At 61.0% G+C, this 15,885-nt stretch carries 20 protein-coding genes; 18 read left to right on the top strand and 2 right to left on the bottom strand.

What is annotated here, in order from left to right; genetic code table 11:
• Positions 1 to 24: 24 nt before the first annotated feature.
• On the bottom strand, positions 25 to 267 hold the full coding sequence (tusA, locus tag K5E19_RS22470) for a sulfurtransferase TusA (protein WP_221553162.1): 243 nt from the start codon (positions 265 to 267) through the stop codon (positions 25 to 27).
• A gap of 167 nt (positions 268 to 434) precedes the next feature.
• On the opposite strand from tusA, the gene K5E19_RS22465 reads away from it, so the two are divergent.
• Together K5E19_RS22465 and K5E19_RS22460 are read left to right on the top strand one after the other, a co-directional pair.
• On the top strand, positions 435 to 1,100 hold the full coding sequence (locus tag K5E19_RS22465) for a 7-cyano-7-deazaguanine/7-aminomethyl-7-deazaguanine transporter (RefSeq protein ID WP_221553161.1): 666 nt from the start codon (positions 435 to 437) through the stop codon (positions 1,098 to 1,100).
• Positions 1,101 to 1,172: 72 nt separating this feature from the next.
• Positions 1,173 to 1,730, top strand: coding sequence for a DcrB family lipoprotein (locus K5E19_RS22460; protein WP_042713320.1), 558 nt, complete (start codon positions 1,173 to 1,175; stop codon positions 1,728 to 1,730).
• A gap of 4 nt (positions 1,731 to 1,734) precedes the next feature.
• Here the strand turns inward: K5E19_RS22460 and K5E19_RS22455 are convergent, their stop codons facing one another.
• Positions 1,735 to 2,952: an MFS transporter gene (locus tag K5E19_RS22455; RefSeq protein WP_221553160.1), complete on the bottom strand. Its 1,218-nt coding sequence runs from the start codon at positions 2,950 to 2,952 to the stop codon at positions 1,735 to 1,737.
• 142 nt (positions 2,953 to 3,094) lie between these two features.
• On the opposite strand from K5E19_RS22455, the gene K5E19_RS22450 reads away from it, so the two are divergent.
• The 16 genes from K5E19_RS22450 to K5E19_RS22375 all read left to right on the top strand — a co-directional run.
• A complete protein-coding gene (locus tag K5E19_RS22450) occupies positions 3,095 to 4,144 on the top strand; it encodes an AI-2E family transporter (RefSeq protein ID WP_042717282.1) in 1,050 nt (349 codons plus the stop codon).
• A 125-nt stretch (positions 4,145 to 4,269) separates the two neighbouring features.
• The gene (locus K5E19_RS22445) at positions 4,270 to 4,992 is read left to right on the top strand and encodes a beta-ketoacyl synthase chain length factor (protein WP_221553159.1); all 723 of its coding nucleotides are present in this window, start codon (positions 4,270 to 4,272) and stop codon (positions 4,990 to 4,992) included.
• On the top strand, positions 4,989 to 5,804 hold the full coding sequence (locus K5E19_RS22440) for a 1-acyl-sn-glycerol-3-phosphate acyltransferase (RefSeq protein ID WP_221553158.1): 816 nt from the start codon (positions 4,989 to 4,991) through the stop codon (positions 5,802 to 5,804). Before K5E19_RS22445 ends, K5E19_RS22440 begins: the two co-directional genes overlap by 4 nt.
• Positions 5,785 to 6,042, top strand: a complete 258-nt coding sequence (locus K5E19_RS22435) for a phosphopantetheine-binding protein (RefSeq protein WP_221553157.1) — start codon at positions 5,785 to 5,787, stop codon at positions 6,040 to 6,042. The genes K5E19_RS22440 and K5E19_RS22435 overlap by 20 nt, the downstream gene beginning before the upstream one ends.
• 13 nt (positions 6,043 to 6,055) lie before the next feature.
• Complete coding sequence (locus K5E19_RS22430) at positions 6,056 to 6,307, top strand: acyl carrier protein (protein ID WP_010436547.1); 252 nt, start codon at positions 6,056 to 6,058, stop codon at positions 6,305 to 6,307.
• Complete coding sequence (locus tag K5E19_RS22425; protein ID WP_221553156.1) at positions 6,279 to 6,878, top strand: hypothetical protein; 600 nt, start codon at positions 6,279 to 6,281, stop codon at positions 6,876 to 6,878. The genes K5E19_RS22430 and K5E19_RS22425 overlap by 29 nt, the downstream gene beginning before the upstream one ends.
• Positions 6,871 to 8,220: an AMP-binding protein gene (locus K5E19_RS22420; RefSeq protein WP_221553155.1), complete on the top strand. Its 1,350-nt coding sequence runs from the start codon at positions 6,871 to 6,873 to the stop codon at positions 8,218 to 8,220. Before K5E19_RS22425 ends, K5E19_RS22420 begins: the two co-directional genes overlap by 8 nt.
• Entirely contained in the window at positions 8,207 to 8,560 is a 354-nt protein-coding gene (locus K5E19_RS22415; protein ID WP_221553153.1) for a hydroxymyristoyl-ACP dehydratase, read from the top strand. The genes K5E19_RS22420 and K5E19_RS22415 overlap by 14 nt, the downstream gene beginning before the upstream one ends.
• A complete protein-coding gene (locus K5E19_RS22410; RefSeq protein ID WP_221553152.1) occupies positions 8,551 to 10,242 on the top strand; it encodes a glycosyltransferase in 1,692 nt (563 codons plus the stop codon). The genes K5E19_RS22415 and K5E19_RS22410 overlap by 10 nt, the downstream gene beginning before the upstream one ends.
• 3 nt (positions 10,243 to 10,245) lie before the next feature.
• A complete protein-coding gene (locus K5E19_RS22405; protein WP_221553151.1) occupies positions 10,246 to 10,668 on the top strand; it encodes a thioesterase family protein in 423 nt (140 codons plus the stop codon).
• Positions 10,665 to 11,270, top strand: coding sequence for an outer membrane lipoprotein carrier protein LolA (locus K5E19_RS22400; protein ID WP_221553150.1), 606 nt, complete (start codon positions 10,665 to 10,667; stop codon positions 11,268 to 11,270). Before K5E19_RS22405 ends, K5E19_RS22400 begins: the two co-directional genes overlap by 4 nt.
• A complete protein-coding gene (locus K5E19_RS22395) occupies positions 11,239 to 13,560 on the top strand; it encodes an MMPL family transporter (RefSeq protein ID WP_221553149.1) in 2,322 nt (773 codons plus the stop codon). Before K5E19_RS22400 ends, K5E19_RS22395 begins: the two co-directional genes overlap by 32 nt.
• Positions 13,557 to 14,135 carry a DUF3261 domain-containing protein gene (locus K5E19_RS22390; protein ID WP_221553148.1) on the top strand — a complete coding sequence of 193 codons (579 nt, stop codon included), beginning with the start codon at positions 13,557 to 13,559 and terminating at the stop codon, positions 14,133 to 14,135. Before K5E19_RS22395 ends, K5E19_RS22390 begins: the two co-directional genes overlap by 4 nt.
• A gap of 1 nt (position 14,136) precedes the next feature.
• Positions 14,137 to 15,303 (top strand): beta-ketoacyl-[acyl-carrier-protein] synthase family protein, encoded by a 1,167-nt coding sequence (locus K5E19_RS22385; RefSeq protein WP_221553147.1) that lies wholly within the window; start codon positions 14,137 to 14,139, stop codon positions 15,301 to 15,303.
• Positions 15,303 to 15,776, top strand: coding sequence for a 3-hydroxy-fatty acyl-ACP dehydratase (locus K5E19_RS22380; protein WP_221553146.1), 474 nt, complete (start codon positions 15,303 to 15,305; stop codon positions 15,774 to 15,776). The genes K5E19_RS22385 and K5E19_RS22380 overlap by 1 nt, the downstream gene beginning before the upstream one ends.
• A partial coding sequence (locus K5E19_RS22375; RefSeq protein WP_221553173.1) for an SDR family NAD(P)-dependent oxidoreductase occupies positions 15,770 to 15,885 on the top strand: 116 nt, incomplete at its 3' end. The genes K5E19_RS22380 and K5E19_RS22375, both read left to right, overlap by 7 nt.

Below are 15,885 nucleotides of genomic sequence, written 5' to 3'. Positions count from 1 at the left end.
CCGTGCAAGCGAAGCGCCGCCGGGCTACCCCTTACGAATCACATACCGGTACGGCAGCGCGCCCGTTTCCTGCGCCACCAGCTCATGCTCCATAAAGGTACAAAAGCCGGGAATGTCGCGGGTGGTGGCCGGATCGTCAGCGATGATCAGCAGCGTTTCACCGGTCTGCATATTGCGCACGGTTTTGCGCACCATCATTACCGGCTCCGGGCAGCGGAGGCCCTGGGCGTCAAGGGTGTGGTCTGGGCTGGAAAACAGGTCGGTCATGGTCTTCTCGATCAAAATAAAACGGCTGTAGTTTACGCCCGGTTGCCGCCAATGCAAACCAGGTTAACGGTTGCGTGAAAATTAGCCATTGCAAAGTCCCGTCAAAGCAGTATCATGCGGCGGTTTTTATTGGGTTCCCTCACCCCAACGTATAAAAAGGTCACAATATGACGCCGTTTTCTGAATCGCAGCGCGTAAAAGCGTTGTTCTTGCTTTCGCTTTTTCATCTGCTGGTGATCACCTCCAGCAACTATCTGGTGCAGCTCCCGATCTCCATCTTTGGTTTTCATACCACCTGGGGCGCGTTCAGCTTCCCGTTTATTTTCCTCGCGACCGATTTGACCGTGCGTATCTTTGGCGCACCGCTGGCTCGCCGCATTATTTTTTCGGTGATGCTCCCGGCGCTGTTCGTGTCGTATGTCATCTCTTCCCTGTTCTACATGGGAAGCTGGCAGGGCTTTGAGGCGCTGACGCACTTCAACCTGTTTGTTGCCCGTATTGCCGCCGCCAGCTTTATGGCCTACGCGCTGGGGCAGATCCTTGACGTTCACGTGTTTAACCGCCTGCGTCAAAATCACCGCTGGTGGATGGCGCCGACGGCCTCCACGCTGTTCGGTAACGTGAGCGATACGCTGGCCTTCTTCTTCATCGCCTTCTGGCGCAGCCCGGATGCGTTCATGGCCGAACACTGGATGGAAATCGCGCTGGTGGACTACTGCTTCAAGGTGCTTATCAGCATTGTGTTCTTCCTGCCGATGTACGGCGTGCTGCTGAATATGCTGCTGAAAAGGCTGGCAGATAAATCTGAAATCACCGCATTGCAGGCAGGTTAAAGGTTCGCTTTATCAGTTGTGTTAAGATGAGCGAATGAGCCGTTATGGCCGTTTATCGAAAGGAAGAAGTCAATGCGCAATCTGGTTAAATATGTCGGGATTGGCCTGCTGGTTGTTGGCCTTGCAGCCTGTGATAACAGCGACACCAAAACGCCTGCACAGGGCGCGTCCGCAGAGAGCAACGCGACCGGGCAGCCGGTAAGCCTGCTGGACGGCAAACTCAGTTTCTCTCTGCCAGCGGATATGACCGATCAGAGCGGCAAGCTGGGTACCCAGGCGAACAACATGCACGTCTATTCCGACGCAACCGGTCAGAAAGCGGTGATTGTGATTGTGGGTGACGACACCACTGAAGAGCTGAGCGTGTTGTCCAAACGTCTGGAAGATCAGCAGCGTAGCCGCGACCCGCAGCTGCAGGTGGTGACCAATAAGTCTATCGAACTCAAAGGCCACACGCTGCAACAGCTGGACAGCATTATCTCTGCGAAAGGCCAGACCGCTTACTCTTCCGTGGTGCTGGGTAAAGTTGATAACAAACTGCTGACCCTGCAGATCACGCTGCCTGCGGAAGACCAGCAGAAAGCGCAGACTGCCGCAGAAAACATCATTAACACCCTCGTGATTCAGTAATCCTTCACGAGGATGACGTGGCCTCCGGTGCGTGCACCGGGGGCCATTTTTTTAGCCGCCACGTCAGCATCAGCGCCAGCACCACCAGTCCTGCCGCCGCCAGATAGATAACCGGCACACCCGCCCAGGCCATCACCAGCCCTGCCAGCGGCCCGGTGATCCCCAGCGACATATCCATAAACACCGTATAGGTGGCGAGCGCAGCCCCCTGATTTTGCTGCGGCACGGCTTTCACCGCCACCACGCCCAGCGCCGGGAAGACCAGCGAGAAGCCCGCCCCCGCAAGAAAGACGCCGATTTTCGCCATCCACGGCGCAGTGGCGATCCCGGTCAGCAGCAGCCCGACGATTTCGACCGCAAAGCAGATCATCGCCACGTTCAGCCCGCCCAGACGGTTAATGCCGTTCGGGAAGAGCAGACGTGCGCCGACAAACGCACAGCTAAACAGGGTTAAGGCAAAGGCCGCGCCGTCCCAGCCTTTGGCGTCGTAAAACAGGGTGATGAAGGTGGCGATCACGCCAAAGCCGGTGGTCGCCAGCGCCAGTGCCATCCCATATGGCCAGACGCGCCCCAGCACCGCGCGAAACGGCAGCGGCTTGCCCTTGCTGGCCTTCACTTTCGGGCGCGGCAGCGCCAGCAGGATCGCCAGCAGCGCAACCGCCATAATGGTGAGGGACAGGCCGTACAGACCGCCCCAGGCGTAGCACACCACCCCAAGCGGCGCGCCAATCGCCATGGCGCCGTAGGTGACAATCCCGTTCCAGGAGATCACCCGCGCGATATGCGATGCGCCGACGACGCCCACGCCCCAGAGCGTTGACCCGGTACCCGCCAGGCTTTGCCCGATGCCCAGAATCACGCGGCCCAGACACAGCAGCACCAGACTGACCAGCGGCCACTGGCTGGCAGTGGCCGCCAGAAAGTAGCCCAGCCCGCTCAGAAAGCAGCCACACAGCCCCACGATGACAATGCTCTTCGGCCCAAACAGATCGGCGTAGCGTCCCGCGTGCGGACGGCTTATCAGCGTCGCAAAGTATTGCAGGCTAATAACCAGCCCCGCCCAGAAGGCGCTAAAGCCCATGACGTCGTGAACGTAGCCCGGCAGGATCGCCAGCGGCAGGCCAATCGTCAGGTAGCTGGCAAAGTTAAAAATCACAACAGAAACAATGCGCAGATTGAGGCGTACTCCGCTCAGTGCCGGTTCGGCGGAAGGTTCGGGCATGGGTTTAACCTGGATTTTTGCAACAGTGTTTCACTATTACCATGAAGAGAGCTGAAAATCAGCAGTGACTTTCAGAGTAACACCCCAGACGAAGGGGATCCGGCGCACTACAATAAACAAGCCCCCCGAAAAAGGAATTCGTATGACAGCCAGCCCGCCCGATAAAGCAGGACTTCACATTTTGTTAAAACTCGCCTGTCTGGTTGTGATCCTGGCAGGTATCCACGCTGCGGCTGATATCATCGTTCAGCTGTTACTGGCGCTCTTTTTTGCCATTGTGCTCAACCCGCTGGTGACCTGGTTTTTACGCCGCGGCGTCAGCCGTCCGGTGGCGATTACTATCGTGGTCATCGTCATGCTGATCGTTCTGACGGCGCTGTTTGGCGTGCTGGCCGCCTCCCTGAGTGAATTCTCAACCATGCTGCCGCAATACAACAAAGCCCTCACCCGCAAGCTGGTTGATTTGCAGGAGATGATGCCGTTTATCAACCTGCATATTTCGCCAGAACGGATGCTGCGCCGGATGGATTCAGAGAAGGTGATGACCTACGCCACCACGCTGATGACCGGCCTTTCCGGCGCGATGGCCAGCATTCTGCTGCTGGTGATGACGGTGGTGTTTATGCTGTTCGAAGTCCGCCACGTGCCCTACAAACTGCGCTTTGCACTGAACAATCCACAAATTCACATTGCCGGTTTACACCGCGCATTAAAGGGCGTCACCAAATATCTGGCGCTAAAAACGTTATTAAGCCTGTGGACCGGGATCATCGTCTGGCTGGGGCTGATGCTAATGGGCGTGCAGTTTGCGCTAATGTGGGGCGTGCTGGCGTTTCTGTTAAACTACGTGCCCAACATTGGCGCGGTGCTCTCCGCCGTGCCGCCCATGATCCAGGCCTTCCTGTTTAACGGGTTTTACGAATGCATGCTGGTCGGGGCGCTTTTCCTTGTCGTGCATATGGTGCTGGGGAATATTCTCGAGCCGCGCATGATGGGCCACCGCCTGGGCATGTCGACGCTGGTGGTGTTTTTATCGTTACTGATCTGGGGCTGGCTGCTCGGTCCCGTCGGGATGTTGCTGTCGGTACCGCTCACCAGCGTCTGTAAAATTTGGATGGAGACCACCAAAGGCGGCAGTAAACTCGCCATTCTTCTGGGTCCAGGTCGACCAAAAAGCCGGTTGCCGGGCTAATCGCAGGGAAAGGTTTAAAAGAGACGTTTATTCGCATGCGCGCCAACAACATTGTACGATGTGCGCAGCTCATCGCGCTTGCGAAGAATAAGTCACAGAAACAGGTTTGTCGCGGACGCGCGTAGATGAAATTTACACTCTCAATTATCGACTGGCAGGCACGAGCGCCAGGACTGGGCGATGCCGCTGCGTGGCAGGACTGGTCACGCCGGTCTGACGCTATCGACCCCGCCGCGCCGCTGGCAAAACTGACCGACCTGCCGATGATGACCGCGCGCCGCCTCAACTCTGGCAGCAGGCTGGCGGTGGATATCGGCCTGGCGATGCTGCGAAAGCACCAGATTGACGCCGTCGTCTACAGCAGTCGCCATGGTGAACTGGAGCGCAATTATCGCATTCTTCAGGCGCTGGCGGCGGAAGAACCTGTTTCCCCCACGGATTTTGCCATGTCGGTCCACAATGCCGCCGTCGGCAATCTCACGATCGCCGCGCGTCAGCCGATTGTCTCCTCGTCCGTCTCCGCCGGTATGGATACCTTCCAGCAAAGTTTGTGTGAAGTTTTAAGCCTGCTCCATGCGGGCTATTCCCGCGTGCTGCTGGTCGATTTTGACGGCGTCCTGCCTGCGTTTTATCACGCCGGGCTGCCGCCGCAGATGCCCGTCTGGCCGTATGCCCTGGCGCTGGTGATTGAAGCCGGCGATCGGCTCTGCTGCGAAACGCGAGGCGGAAGCGAAGGCGAAGAGCCCGCGCTGCCGCAAAGCCTCCAGTTCCTGCGACATTACCTGAACGACGCGCCGCACTTTATCCTCTCTGGCGAACGCCTCCAGTGGCAATGGACGCGCAAATGAGCGGGCTGACGTCGCATCTCGACCGGTTATGGCGCATGGCGATGACCGGATTCTGCTTCGCGCTGTTCGGCCTCGGCGGGCTGCTGCTGTCGCTGGTGTGGTTTAACCTGCTGCTGGTTATTCAGCGCGATCGCGCAAAGCGCCGCCAGCTGGCCCGCCGCAGCATTTCCGCCAGTTTTCGCCTGTTCCTCGCGGTGGTACGGGGCGTGGGGGTGCTGGACTACCGCTTCAACAACCTCGACGTGCTGCGCGCGGAGCGCGGCTGTCTGGTGATAGCCAACCACCCTTCGCTGCTGGACTACGTGTTCCTGGCGTCGGTCATGAACGAAACCGACTGCCTGGTGAAAAGCGCCCTGCTGCGTAACCCGTTTGTCAGCGGAGTGATCCGCGCCGCGGATTATCTGATCAACAGCGAAGCAGACACCCTGCTCTCCGCCAGCCAGCAGCGTCTGGCACAGGGCGATACGCTGCTCATCTTCCCGGAAGGGACCCGCACGCGCGTTGGCGAAGCCATAACGCTGCAGCGCGGGGCGGCGAACATCGCCGTTCGCTGCAATAGCGCTGTGCGTGTGGTGGTGATCCACTGTAGCGAACGCATGCTGGACAAGCAGAGCAGCTGGTACAACGTTCCGCCCAACAAACCTTTTTTTACCGTGGATGTTCGCGAACGCATCAACATTCATGATTTTTACGATGCGAGCCAGCACGAACCTGCGCTGGCGGCAAGGCAGTTAAACCGGCATATGCAGCATCAGTTAACAACCGGTCTTCAATCTTTGTCAGGAACGAAAGATGCAAGCGCTCTATCTTGAAATTAAGAATCTCATTATCTCTACGCTGAATCTGGAAGAACTTACGCCAGAGGATATCGAGACGGACGCCCCGCTGTTTGGCGACGGGCTGGGTCTGGACTCGATAGATGCCCTGGAGCTGGGGCTGGCTGTGAAAAATCAGTATGGCGTAGTGCTTTCTGCCGAAAGCGACGAGATGCGTCAGCACTTCTATTCCGTTGCCACGCTCGCGGCTTTTATCCATCAACAACGCGCCTGAGAATTTACCCGCTATGACTAACCAGGAAACGATTTATCAGGAAGTCTCTGCGCTTCTTATTACGCTGTTTGAAGTCGCCCCCGAGGACATCACCCCGGAAGCGCGCCTGTACGACGATCTTGATCTCGACAGCATTGATGCCGTTGACATGGTGGTTCACCTGCAGAAGAAAACTGGCCATAAAATCAAGCCTGACACCTTCAAAGCGGTGCGTACCGTCCAGGACGTGGTCGACGTTGTGGAACAGCTTCAGCGCGAAGCGTAACGTGCCTGCGATTCCATTCGTCCCGATACTGACGGGGCTGATGCTGCTGGCATGGCCTTTTTTGATCGGCTTCGGGCTGGCGAATAACAATTTGCACGGGATATTGCCCGTGATGGCGCTTGTGCTGTTGTTACGGGTCTGGCAGGTGCGCCGTCAGAGTGGCCCCCTGCGCAACATGATCCTGATCGTTGCCCTAACAGGCGTGGCGCTGTGCGCCGCGAGCTTTGTGCTGCACGCTCACCAGTGGGTGCTGTTTTATCCGGTAGTCGTTAATCTGGTGATGCTGGTGGTGTTTGGCGGGTCGCTGTGGACAACCATGCCGATGGTAGAACGATTTGCGCGGCTGCGCGAGCCCACTCTCTCGCCCACCGGCGTCCGCTACACTCGCATCGTTACCCGGGTGTGGTGTGGCTTTTTTATCGGCAACGGCGCAATGGCGCTGTTTACCGTATTGCACGCCGACATACGCCTGTGGACGCTGTGGAACGGCATGATTGCCTACATCCTGATGGGCACGCTGATGGCCTGCGAGTGGCTGGTGCGACAGCAGGTGATGAAAAAAGATGCATAAACCGCTTCCGCTCAGCCAGTGGCTCAGCGCACCCCGCCCTGACGATACGCCGGTAGCCTGGCGCGACGATGGCGTCTGGACGCTCGGCGATCTGCGCCACGACGTGACGCAGCTGGTTAACACGCTGCGTCAGGAAGAGGGCGAGCGCTGGGCGCTGTGTTTTGAAAATGGCTATCTGTTTACGGTCGCCCTGCTGGCGACGCTGCACGCGGGTAAAACGCCCGTGCTCCCCGGGCACAGCCGGGCCGCGCAGCTTAACGAACAGCGGGCCTTGTTCAGCGGCGTCCTGAGTGACACTGCGCTCGGCTTTTCAGGGCGACAGCGGTTGGTGGCCTCCACCCCGCGTACAGACAGCGGCTTTTCCCCGCTGCCTGCCCTAGACGATACGCGCGCCATCGAGCTTTTCACCTCCGGCTCCACCGGCGCGCCGCAGCGGGTGGTTAAGCCGATTATCAGTCTGGATCGTGAAGCCCGCTTGCTGGCGGAACAGTTTGGCGATCGCCTTGCGGGCTGCCATGTTGTCGCCTCCGTGGTGCTGCATCACCTGTATGGCCTGACGTTTCGTGTCGTCCTACCCATGGCGCTCGGCCTGCCGTCACAGACCAACCTGCTCAACTATGCCGAGCAGCTCTCAGCCCTGCCCCACAACAAACGCTATCTTTTTATCAGCAGCCCGGCCTTCCTCAAGCGGCTGGATACGGCCCTGACGCCGCCCCCCGTTGCCCTGCTCATTTCCGCAGGTGGCGTACTGCCCTGGCGGGATATCTCCGCGTTTCAGGGCTGGCTCAACGTCTGGCCCGATGAAATCTACGGCAGTACCGAAACGGGGGTCATGGCCTGGCGTCACCGTCAGGATGAGACAACGCTCTGGCAGCCGTTCCCCGGCGTGACGTTTCACGACGGTCGCGTCACGTCGCCGCTGCTCCACGAGCCGGAAGGCGTCGTGCTGGATGATAATTTACACTTCGCGGCCGATGGGCAGTTCAGCATCGTCGGACGCCGTGGGCGGGTGGTCAAAATCGAAGACAAACGCATTTCGCTCGATGAAATTGAGCAGCGGCTGCTGGCGCTGGACGGCATCTGCGACGCCGCCGCGCTGGCGGTGACGCGCGGGGGACGTCAGGGCATTGGCGTGCTACTGGTGCTCAGTGACGAGGCGCGTGCGCACAGAGAAAGCGTGGGGAAAAATGCCCAGGAATCCGCCTGGCGCCGCGCCCTTCGCCCTTGCCTTGAACCGGTTGCCGTGCCCCGCTACTGGCGGATTGTCGATGAAATCCCGGTCAACAGCATGAACAAGCGTGTGACTGCGCAGCTACAGGAGTTATTTCATGAAGATCCATGAAATCGAACGCCGCCAGCCCGATGCGACGCATCTGGAGATCGACCTCTATCTGGATCCGGCCCTGCTCTGGTTTAAGGGGCATTTCGCCGTGCAGCCCTTGCTCCCAGGCGTGGCGCAGCTCGACTGGGTAATGGACTACGCCACCACGCTGCTGGCACCGGGCTACCGTTTTCACAGCATTCAGAACGTCAAGTTCGCGGCCCCGCTGCTGCCGGAGAACAGGGTGACGCTGCTCCTGGCCTGGCAGCCCGAACGCCAGATGCTGAGCTTCAGCTACCAGCGCCATGCCGGTAGCGAACGCCATACCGCCAGCAGCGGGAAGATTCGCCTATGTCAGTAACCTTCCGCCCCTGCGTGCTGATCCCGTGCTACAACCACGGGGCGATGATGACCTCGGTGCTGGCGCGCCTGGCGCCCTTCGATCTGCCCTGTCTGGTGGTGGACGACGGCAGCGATGACGCCACGCGCCGCACGCTTGAAGCGCTGGCGGCAAGCCATTCTCAGGTCACGCTGCTGCGGCTGGCAGAAAACAGCGGGAAAGGGGCGGCGGTGATGCAGGGCCTGCAGGCCTGCGCAGAGCGCGGCTTCACCCACGCGATTCAGGTAGACGCCGACGGCCAGCACGCTATTGAAGACATTCCCAAACTGCTGGCGCTGGCGGAGCGCCACCCGGAGGCGTTAATTTCCGGCAGGCCCGTTTACGATGACTCCATTCCCCGTTCGCGCCTGTACGGACGCTGGATAACGCACGTCTGGGTGTGGATTGAAACCCTGTCGCTGCAGCTAAAAGACAGCATGTGCGGTTTTCGGGTCTACCCCATCGCCCCGGTGCTGCGGCTTGCCGCGCGCACGCCGCTCGGAAAGCGGATGGATTTTGATACCGAAGTGATGGTGCGGCTCTACTGGCAGGGCAACACCAGCTATTTTCTGCCCACCCGCGTGACCTATCCGCCGGATGGGCTATCCCATTTCGATGCGCTAAAAGACAACCTGCGCATCTCGCTGATGCATACCCGCCTGTTCCTCGGCATGCTGCCGCGCATTCCCGCTCTGCTGATGCGCCGCCGCACGCAGCACTGGGCGCAGCAGCAGGAGGTGAAAGGGCTGTGGGGAATGCGCCTGATGCTGCGCGTCTGGCAGCTTCTGGGGCGTAACGCCTTTACCGTCCTGCTGTGGCCAGTTACCGCCGTATACTGGCTGACCGCCCGTTCTGCGCGCCAGGCGTCACGGCAATGGCTGACGCGCGTTAAACAGGTGATGACGCAGCGGCAGATGCCTCAGCCCCCTCGCCTGCACAGCTTTTTCCACTTCCTGCGTTTCGGTCAGGCCATGCTCAACAAAGTGGCCAGCTGGCGCGGCGAAATGAAGCTCCATCGCGATCTGGTCTTTGCGCCGGGTGCGCAGGCGGCGCTGGGTCTGGACGAGCCGCGTGGCAAACTGCTGCTCGCCTCGCATCTTGGCGACGTAGAAGCCTGCCGGGCGCTGGCGCAGCGCGAAGGCGGGAAAACCATCAACGCGCTGGTCTTCAGCGATAACGCCAAACGTTTCAAACAGGTGATGGAAGAGATGGCCCCGCAGGCGGGCATTCACCTGATGCCCGTGACCGACATCGGCCCGGATACCGCCATCCTCATCAAAGAGAAGCTGGATCGCGGCGAATGGGTCGCCATTGTGGGCGACCGCATCGCCGTTACACCGCAGCGCGGCGGCAGTTGGCGCGTGATATGGAGCGACTTTATGGGCCAGCCCGCGCCGTTCCCGCAGGGGCCGTTTATCCTGGCGTCTATTTTGCGCTGTCCCGTGGTGCTGATATTTGCCCTCTGCCAGCAGGGGAAACTGACCCTGCACTGCGAGCCCTTTGCCGACCCGCTGCTGCTCCCGCGCGGCGAACGCCAGCAGGCGCTGCAGCAGACCGTCGATCGCTATGCGCAGCGGCTGGAACATTACGCCCTCATGTCGCCGCTCGACTGGTTTAATTTTTTCGATTTCTGGCAGCTGCCAGAGGTCAACGAGAAGGAGTAAAGGGTGCTGACCGATCCCCGCTTTACGGCTGAAGTCGAGATCGCCGTTCCCTTCCACGACGTCGATATGATGGGCGTGGTCTGGCACGGCAACTATTTCCGCTACTTTGAGATTGCCCGCGAGGCGCTGCTCAACCAGTTTAATTACGGCTATCGCCAGATGAAGGCCTCCGGCTACGTCTGGCCAGTGGTGGATACCCGGGTGAAATACCGCGACGCGGTGACCTTCGAGCAGCGCATCCGCGTGCGCGCCCACATTGAAGAGTATGAAAACCGCCTGCGCATCGCCTATCAAATCTTCGACGCGCAAACCGGAAAACGCACCACCACCGGCTATACCATCCAGGTGGCGGTGGATGAAGCCACCCGGGAGATGTGCTTTGTCAGCCCGGCCATTCTGTTTGAACGTATGGGGATCGCGCCATGAAATGGATACCGCTTCTCGCCCTGCTGATAAGCCCGCTGGCCAGCGCGGTGACGCTGGACGAACTGCAGCAGCGCTTTGCGGAACAGCCGGTGGTGCGCGCGCACTTCGAACAAACCCGCACCATCAGGGACATGCCGCAGCCGCTGCGCTCGCAGGGGGAGATGCTGATCGCCCGCGACAGCGGCCTGCTGTGGGATCAAAAAACGCCGTTTCCGATGACGCTGCTGCTGGACGACAGGCGGATGGTGCAGATCGTTAACGGCCAACCGCCGCAAACCCTCACCGCCGACAATAATCCGCAGATGTTCCAGTTCAACCACCTGCTGCGGGCGCTGTTTCAGGCCGACCGCAAGGCGCTCGAAGAGAACTTCCGCATCGATTTTAAAGACCTGGGGGAAGGCCGCTGGTCGCTGGTGCTGACGCCTGTGACCACGCCGCTGGACAAGATTTTCGCCACCCTCGACCTGGGCGGCGCGACCTATCTGGAGACAATTCGTCTGAACGACAAACAGGGCGACCGTACCGATATCGCCCTGTCCCGCCACCAACTGACGCCCGCCAGCCTGACCGATGCCGAACGCCAACGCTTTGCCGCACCGTAAATCGCTGCGCCCGGCGCTGCTGTGGGCCACGGTATGCCTGATCCTGCTGGGCGTGCTGCTCGCGCTGCTGCCCGGCGCGCGGCTGAACAGCAGCGTGCTGGCGATGTTGCCGAAACAGACGCTCGGGGCCATCCCCCCGGCGCTCAATGACGGATTTATGCAGCGTCTTGACCGCCAGCTCGTCTGGCTGGTCAGCCCCGGCAAAAAGCCGGACCCGCGCGTGGCGCAGCAATGGCTGGAACTGCTGCAGCGCAGTCAGGCACTGAATGTGGTGAAAGGGCCAATGGACACCGCCGGGCAAAAAGCCTGGGGTGACTTCTTCTGGCAGCACCGTAACGGCCTGATCGATCCCGCCACCCGGGCGCGCCTGCAACACGGCGGGGAAATGCAGGCCCAGTGGATACTGTCCCAGCTCTATTCCGCCTTTTCCGGCGTAAGCGGCAAGGAGCTACAAAACGATCCGCTGATGTTGATGCGCGGCTCACAGCTTGCCCTCGCCCAAAACGGCCAGAAGATGCAGCTGATGGATGGCTGGCTGGTCACCAAAGATGACGCCGGGAACTACTGGTATCTGCTGCACGGCGAACTGGCGGGATCGTCGTTCGATATGCAGCAAACCCACCGGCTGGTCACCACCCTCAAGGCGCTGGAAGAGACGCTGAAAACGCACTACCCACAGGCGCAGCTGCTCTCTCGCGGCACGGTGTTTTACAGCGATTACGCCAGCCAGCAGGCCAGGCGGGATATTTCTACGCTCGGCCTCGCCACGGTTCTCGGGGTGATCCTGCTGATTGTGGCGGTGTTCCGCTCCGTGCGCCCGCTGCTGTTGAGCATGCTCTCCATCGCCATCGGCGCGCTGGCGGGAACGGTGTTTACGCTGCTGCTGTTTGGCGAGCTGCACCTGATGACGCTGGTGATGAGCATGAGCATCATCGGTATTTCGGCAGACTATACGCTTTACTACCTCACGGAGCGGATGGTGCACGGCGCTGACGACTCGCCCTGGCAAAGCCTGTCGAAGGTACGCAATGCGCTGCTGCTGGCGTTGCTCACCACCGTCGTCGCCTACCTGATGATGATGCTGGCCCCCTTCCCCGGCATCCGCCAGATGGCGGTGTTTGCCGCGGCGGGGCTGAGCGCCTCGTGCCTGACGGTGATTTTCTGGCATCCGTGGTTGTGCCACAGAATGCCGGTCCGCCCGATTCCCGCGAAAGGTTTTATGCTGCGCTGGCTGAACACCTGGCGTAACAGAAAAACCCTGTCCGTGGGGCTGCCGCTGGCGCTGGTGCTGATTTCCGCCATCGGGATCGGCAGCTTACGGGTCGACGACGATATCGCCCATCTTCAGGCGCTGCCGAAAGACATTCTGGCCCAGGAAAAGACCATCACCGCCCTGACCGGGCAGAGCGTCGACCAAAAGTGGTTTGTGGTGTACGGCGCGTCGGCTCAGCAAACGCTTGAGCGGCTGGAGGCCTTTACCCCGGCGCTGGCGCAGGCGCAAAAGGCGGGCGATATGTCCCGCTGGCGCACCCTGCCGCTGAACTCGCTGGCGCGCCAGAAGCGCGATCTGCAGCTGCTGCACAACGCCGCGCCAGCGGTAACAACAATGCTGAAAAGCGCGGGGCTGAACAGCGTCGCACCCAATCTGGACGCGATGCCGGTGAGCGTTGAAGCCTGGCTCGCCAGCCCGGTCAGCGAAGGCTGGCGGCTGCTGTGGCTGACGTTGCCCAACGGCGAAAGCGGCGTGCTGGTCCCGGTGGATGGCGTGAAAAACAGCGCGGCGCTCGGCAAACTGGCGGCCAGCCATGAGGGCGTGGCCTGGGTCGACCGCAAAGCCAGCTTCGACAGCCTGTTTGCGCTCTACCGTTCGCTGCTGACGGGCTTACTGTTCGTGGCGCTGGCGGTGATCGCCTGCGGGGCGATGCTGCGTCTCGGCTGGCGCAAAGGGGCGATCAGCCTGGTGCCGTCCCTGCTCTCGCTCAGCTGCGGGCTGGCGGCGCTGGCCGTCGCGGGCCATCCGGTGAACCTCTTTTCGCTGCTGGCGCTGGTGCTGGTGCTCGGGATTGGCATCAACTACACGCTGTTTTTCAGCAACCCGCGCGGAACGCCCCTGACCGCGATGCTGGCGATTACGCTTGCCATGATGACCACGCTGCTGACGCTGGGCATGCTGGTGTTCAGCACCACCCAGGCTATCAGCAGCTTTGGCATTGTGCTGGTGAGCGGTATTTTCACCGCCTTCCTGCTCGCCCCGCTGGCGATGCCGACGACGAAAGAGAGAGTACGATGATCCGATTTTACCGCCTGGCGATATGTTTTCTGGCGCTGCTGCTGGCAGGGTGTAGCCATTCGCCGAACCGCGATGACGCGCGGCCCGAGGCCTGGCTCCAGCCGGGCACCCGCGTGACGCTGCCGCCGCCGGGTATCACCCCGGCGATTAGCTCACAGCAACTGCTGACCGGAAGGTTCAAGGGACACACCCAGTCGCTGCTGGTGATGCTGAATGCCGACGGGCATAAGGTGACGCTGGCCGGCCTCTCCTCCGTGGGGATCCGTCTGTTCCTCGCGACGTATGACGATACCGGGATCCATACCGAACAGTCGGTTGTGGCACCGGAGCTGCCGCCCGCCAGCCAGGTACTGGCGGACGTGATGCTCAGCCACTGGCCGCTCAGCGCCTGGCAGCCGCAGTTGCCGAAAGGCTGGACGCTGAACGATACTGACAGCAGACGCGAGCTGCGTAATCCCGACGGCAAGCTGGTCACGGAGATTGTCTACCTGCAACGCAAAGGCAAACGTGAGCCGATTAGCATCGAGCAGCATGTTTTTAACTACCACATCACCATTCAATATCTGGGTGACTGAGATGATCTACCTTTCTGCCGTTGGCATGGTCAACGCCCTGGGCAACTCGGCTGATGAGATTGCGGCAAACCTGACCGCTGGCATTGCGCCGGGGATGCGCCGCCGCGCGGGCTGGCTGCAGGGAGTGCCGGATGCGGTACTCGGCGGCGTGGAGGGCGAGCTGCCGTCAATACCGGACCACCTGTCGGCGCATCGCAGCCGTAACAACCAGCTGCTGCTGGCGGCGCTGGCGCAGATCCAGCCAGCCGTTGATGCGGCCATCGCGCGCGTGGGACGCGACCGCGTGGCGGTGGTGCTTGGCACCAGCACGTCCGGGCTGGACGAAGGTGACGCGTACGTGCGCCTCGCTCAGAGCGGCGAGGAGAGCCCGCAGTGGCAATACCCGCAGCAGGAGCTGGGCGATCCATCGCGCTTTCTCGCCAGCTGGCTTGAGCTGGACGGCCCGGCATATACCATTTCAACCGCCTGCTCCTCCAGCGCGCGGGCGATCGTCAGCGGCTGTCGTTTGATCAACGCCGGGCTGGTGGATGTCGCCATTGTGGGCGGCGCCGATAGCCTGAGCCGCATGCCGGTCAACGGGTTTAACAGCCTGGAGTCACTCTCGCCGACCCTGTGCGAACCCTTTGGCCGTGACCGCCGGGGGATCACCATTGGTGAAGCGGCGGCGCTGATGGTGCTGACCCGCGAGCCGGGAGAGATCGCGCTGCTGGGCGCGGGTGAATCGAGCGATGCGTATCATATTTCCGCGCCACACCCGCAGGGTGAAGGGGCCATCCGCGCCATCACGCAGGCGCTGAACGAGGCGGGCATGACGGCGGATGATATCGGCTATATCAACCTGCACGGCACCGCCACGCCGCTTAACGATCGCATTGAGGCGCAGGTGATCCACGATCTGTTTGGCGACCGCGTGCCGTGCAGTTCCACCAAACATCTGACCGGCCACACGCTGGGCGCCGCCGGGATCACCGAGGCCGCGCTAAGCTGGCTGATCCTGACCCGCAACCTGCCGTTGCCGCCGCAGGATTTTGCCCGCTACGCGCAGGACGACACGCTGCCCGCCTGCGGATTGCTGCACGCGCCTGCCCCGCTGAAAAAACCGGTCATCCTGTCGAACTCGTTCGCGTTTGGCGGCAACAACGCCAGCCTGCTGCTGGGGAGAGTGTGATGGAGTATTTATCCCCCGCCGAGTATCTTCCTCACGACGCGCCCATGATGCTGCTGGAGACCGTCGAGAGCGTCATCGACAATGGCGCAACGTGCAGCGTCACGGTGAGCGGGCGCGGCGTGCTCGCCCCGTTTCTGAACGCCGACGGCGACCTGCCGGGCTGGTTTGCGCTGGAGCTGATGGCGCAGACCGTCGGCGTCTGGTCTGAGTGGCATCGCCTGCAAAAAGGGCTGCCGCACAGCGCGCTGGGCATGGTGCTGGGCGCGCGTGAACTGGTATGCGCCGCAGGGCTGTTTGCCGCAGGCACCACGCTGACCATTACCATCGAACGGCTGATGCAGGATGAACGCTTTGGCAGCTTCGAGTGCGTCATCCTCGCGGATAACGTCCCCCTTGCCACGGGCCGGGTGAACACCTTCCAGCCGAGCGAAGAAGAATTAACATCACTTTTCAATCAGGGAACGCCATCATGAGATCCGTACTGGTCACCGGCGCCAGCAAAGGCATTGGCCGCGCTATTGCCCTTCAGCTTGCGGCTGACGGTTTCACCGTGGGCGTGCATTACCACCGCGACGCCGCGGG

Source organism: Enterobacter sp. RIT637 (assembly GCF_019718755.1).
GTDB lineage: Bacteria > Pseudomonadota > Gammaproteobacteria > Enterobacterales > Enterobacteriaceae > Enterobacter.
This window is presented reverse-complemented; position numbering and strand designations above follow the sequence as displayed.